At 60.5% G+C, this 4,455-nt stretch carries 1 protein-coding gene; it reads right to left on the minus strand.

Features of this window, described 5'->3' with window-relative positions; genetic code table 11:
* On the minus strand, positions 1 to 4,455 hold a 4,455-nt coding region (locus tag D8U61_RS09350), incomplete at both ends, for a hemagglutinin repeat-containing protein (RefSeq protein WP_177433320.1).

The following is a 4,455-nucleotide window of genomic DNA, read 5'->3' on the forward strand; positions in this document are numbered from 1 at the left end:
TACGTCGCCGCCGGCGATGAACTCAGCTGCTTTCTGAACAGTGTGGTCATCCTGTTCATGGACACGTTTCTTGCCGTCCTTGCTATGGGTTTCAACGTTGTGTTCATCTCCGGCCGAGGACATGTTGATGTCGCGCTTGGCCTCGGCGGCGAGGTTGCCGGTGGCTTCGGCTGTGCTGGCGACGACGTTGATGTCGCGACCGGCATCGAGCTTCAGGTCGCCGCCGGTTTTCACTGTCGACGCGAGGTTTTCCACGGTGGAGGTAATGACTGAGCGGTGGCCGCCATCGAATGATTCGTGGAGTTCGTCTTCGTCGCGTGTCGCCAACAGGTTGATGTCGCGCGCTGCACTCAGGCTGGCGTCACCGCCGCTGCTGATGGCAGACGCGTTGGTCAGATCCTGTCCGGACTTGATGGTCAGGCTGTCGCGAGCGCTGATGAAGCCGCCGTCGTCGACAAGGGTGCGCATGCCGCTGCCATCACGCACAGCGATGGCGGTACGATCGTTGACGATATCGCCCTTGAGTGTCGTCAGTTCGACCTGATTGCCACGGATTTCGCCGGCCAGTGCGTTGCGAATGCTGTCGGTGGCCATGAGTTTGATACGCTCATCGGCTTCCACCAGACCGCCCTGATAGAGGCTGCCCTTGACGTCGACGGACACGTCGTTGCTGGCCTTCAATGTGCCGACGTTGACCAGATCGCTACCGGCCAGCATTTCCAGATCTCGGCCCTGAATCAGGCTGCCACCGCGCACGTTGCGCGACTCGGCCTGCGCCAGATACAACACCGGCACCAGCACTTTCTGGCCGTCGACGATGCGTTCTTCCATCCAGACAATGTCGTGGGTCAGCGCAGCGACCTGCGCCGAGGTCAGGCTGACGCCGACTGAGAGGTTCAGTTGATTTTTGCTGGCGAGCGCGTTATCCATCAGATAACGAAATTGCTCGTAGTCGTTCTCCAGGCCACCGGCGAGAAAACGCTGGCCGGTCTGGGCCATGACGGCGTCGCTGATCAGCCGCGATTCATAGCGACCGTCACCGAGGCGACGCGCCGCTTCGTCGGCGCTGAAGTCGAGCTTGCCGAGCAGGTAGTCGGAGCTCATGAACGCGGTCGTCTGGGTCAGCTCCGGATTGGTTTCGATCAGATAACGGCTCTGCGGATTCGTGCTTTGCACGAACATGCCGTACGGGCCTTTCGGCAACCGGAAGGTCGAGGAAGCCGTCGGGTCGACTGCGGCGAACGGCACACCTTTGAAGTCCACCGGTGTGAAGCTGATCTGCTTCACGCCATCGGCGTCGACATGCTCGATACGGGTAACGGATCTGGAGGTTTGGGCGACAGCGTCGGTGCTATGTTTGCCCAGGTTGATGTTGATGCCGCCGACCGCGTCAGTCTGGTCGCTGGCCAGAGAACCTGTCAGTTGACCATAAGTGTTGTCGTATAGCGTGCCGTTCTGGATGCTGTTGGTGACGTCGAGCTTGACCTTGCCGCCGGCCTGCATCACCGCAGCGTAAACGGCGTTGCCGTTTGCATTCCAGGTGGTGACGTCACTCATCAAAGAGAATCGCGAATCACTGGAGCGACTGATCAGTTCATCGAACCGCGCCTGATCGAAGTTGCCGGCCGCGGTAGCCGCGTTGAACGCCGGAACATCGACGAACTCCATCTTGTCCCAGAGGCTGTTGTCGATACGCCCAGGGGTGCCCCTTTTCACCACGCGCGTCCCCGAACGCGACTCCGCGCCCTGGTTCAGCAGGCTGTCAGCCGTCACGGTCAGGTCGCCGTTGGCGGCCAGCAGGCTGTAACGGTTTTCAACCTGGTTGGCGTGGATGGTGAAGTTCTTGCCTGCCACGAATCGCGCCGCGCGCGAGTCCTTGAGCACCTCGTCGTTGAATTGGGTAGTGATGGTGATGGTGCCGCGCTTCCAGCCATCACCACCATCGCAGTGCTGACCGCATACCCAGCTCAAGCTGCCGGACGACTGACCGGAAGTCAGCTCGAACTCGGCTTTGGCGTTTTCGAAGGAAACCGCGTTGATATCGACGTCACCCTCGCCTTCGATGGTGCCCGACAAGTTGCTGAACAACGCCGCGCGCCCGCCATCGACAGCGTCGACGCTCATGTTGCCGCCGCTGTAAATATCGCCGTAATAGTTATTCAGGCTGTTGCCGTGCAGCTTCATCGTGCCGCCGCTGAACAGCAGCGTGTCGGCATCGTTGTAGAGACCGTTGGCGGCGGTGAATTCGAGATTGCCTTGGGCGCCGAGGGTGCCTTTGTTATTGATCCGTGCCGCCGTCACCGTGAGGTTCTGGTTGGCGATCAGGCGACCGAGATTGTCCAGTGTGCCGCGCAAGGTCATCACGGTGTCGCCGCCGCTGACCAGTCGCCCGTCCTGCTGGATCACGTCGTTGGCGCTGATCGTGAGTTTCTGCTGCGCGGAGACTTTGCCGCTGTTGAGCAGATTGCCGCCGAGGGTCAGCGCCAGATCGCCGCCGCTGAGCAATTGTCCGGCATTGTTCAGGTTGGCCACGTTGAGGCTGAGCGCCGAAGTACTGGCGATCCGTTCGCCAGCATTGAGCGTCAGGTCCTGCGCACTGGTGTAGGTCAGCCCGCCGTTCAGTTGCCAGGTACCAACACCGTTGACCGAGCCGACATCCCATACACCATTGCCCAGCCCGGTGAGACTGCCCTGGTTGTTGGCCAGTTGGCTCACATCCAGGTCGAAAAGGCCCTGTGCCGCGTGGCGCACATTGCCGCTGAAGTTATTGATTTCGGCACCGGATAGCAGCAGGTCCTGACTGCCGATTTCGATCACGCCGCTCTGGTTGTTCAGATTGCCGGTCAGCTTGATCTGACTCGCAGCGCCACCGAGGGCGCGGAGCTGGCCGCCGGCGCTGTTATCCAAGCCGCTGGCAGTCAGCTTGAGGCTGTTCGCCGATTCGATCAGGCCGCCCTGATTGAGAACCTGCCCGACGGCTTCGAGCCCCAGCTGATTACCGCTGATCTCGCCGCTGGTGTTGTCCAGGCTGGTACCAGTGAAGATCACCTGATCCTTGCCGAACATTTTGCCGGCGCGGTTGGTCAGGCGCGTTACCGTCAACGTCAGGTCATCGATCAGGCTGGAAATCAGCCCGGCCTTGCCGCTGGCTGCACTGTTGTCGAGGTCGGCACTGGTGATGCTCACCGAGTCGGCTTGCAGCGTGCCGCCCTGGTTTTGCAAATTGCCGTTGTTCAGCGCCAGTTCGGCATGGCTGCCGTTGGCCAGAATCACACCTTGCTGATTGAGCAGTGTTTTGCCAGTAATCTTCAGGCCGTCGCTGCCAGCGATGATCTGCCCGGCAGCGTTGTTGTTGATCCAGGCGCTATTGATGTCCAGGCGCTTGCCTTGCAGGGTGCCGCCCCGGTTATCCAGCGAGGTCAGTTGATCAAGGAGCAAGCGCTGTGCGCCAGCATCGACCAGACCGGTGACGTTGCTGAAAACTCCGGCAATGTTGAGGACGACATCGCCGCCATTACCGACGATGCCGCCCTTGTCGTTGTTGCCAAGTTGTTTGGCATTTATGTCGATAGCGTTGCCAAGCAGGACACCGGCGCTGTTGTCGACCTCGTCACCGTCGATGTGCAACTGACCTTCGCTCTGAATCCGGCCCTGTTGATTCAGCAGTTGCGACTGGCTTGGTGCAGTTTGCTTGAGGATCAACCGCGCACCCTCGGCACCTGCGGCCAACAACCCGTTGGCACGGTTATCAAGGCTGGCCGCGTGCAACTCCAGGCCGTCGGCGATCATCCGCCCGCCACGGTTGTCGACGTATCCGTCCTTGGCCACCACCAGCAATTGCCGGGCGGCGACGACACCGCCACGGTTATCGACCGAGCCGGCGCGCAATTCGACATCGCCTTTGATGGATTGCAGACGGCCCAATGCGTTGTTCAAGTGCTGCTGGACGAGGAGCGTCAGTTGCCCGGTTTCGGCGCTGAGCGTGCCGTCGTTGTTGCCGATCAGATTGCGCAGGTTTGCGTCGACGATGCCGCCCAAAAGTTGGCCGCTGGCGTTTTGCAGATACTGCGCGGTCAGGCTCAGGCGATCGGTCCCCTGGATCAGGCCAAGGCTATTATCCAGGTCTGCACTGGAAACCACGCTGTCATCGGACGAAATCGTGCCTTGCGTATTATCCAGCGTGCCGCGACTGGCAACCTCGAGGGTTTTGCCCGTCAGACTTGCGTTGCGGTTGTTGATGCTCTGCGCAGTGATGGTCAAGCGATCCGAGGCTTGCACCTTGCCGTCGTGGTTGTCGAAATCCTGCATCAGCGTCAGATCAGCAGCACCGTTTTCCGCGCTGATCACACCCTTGGCGCTGTTATCAAGGCGAGTGGCCGTGACGTGAATGGCGTCGGCAGCCAGCGTCCCACCCTGATTGAGCAACTCCCCTCCCGACAGTGCACGTTTGGTTTT

This window comes from Pseudomonas sp. Sample_14 (assembly GCF_004307515.1).
GTDB lineage: Bacteria > Pseudomonadota > Gammaproteobacteria > Pseudomonadales > Pseudomonadaceae > Aquipseudomonas > Aquipseudomonas atacamensis.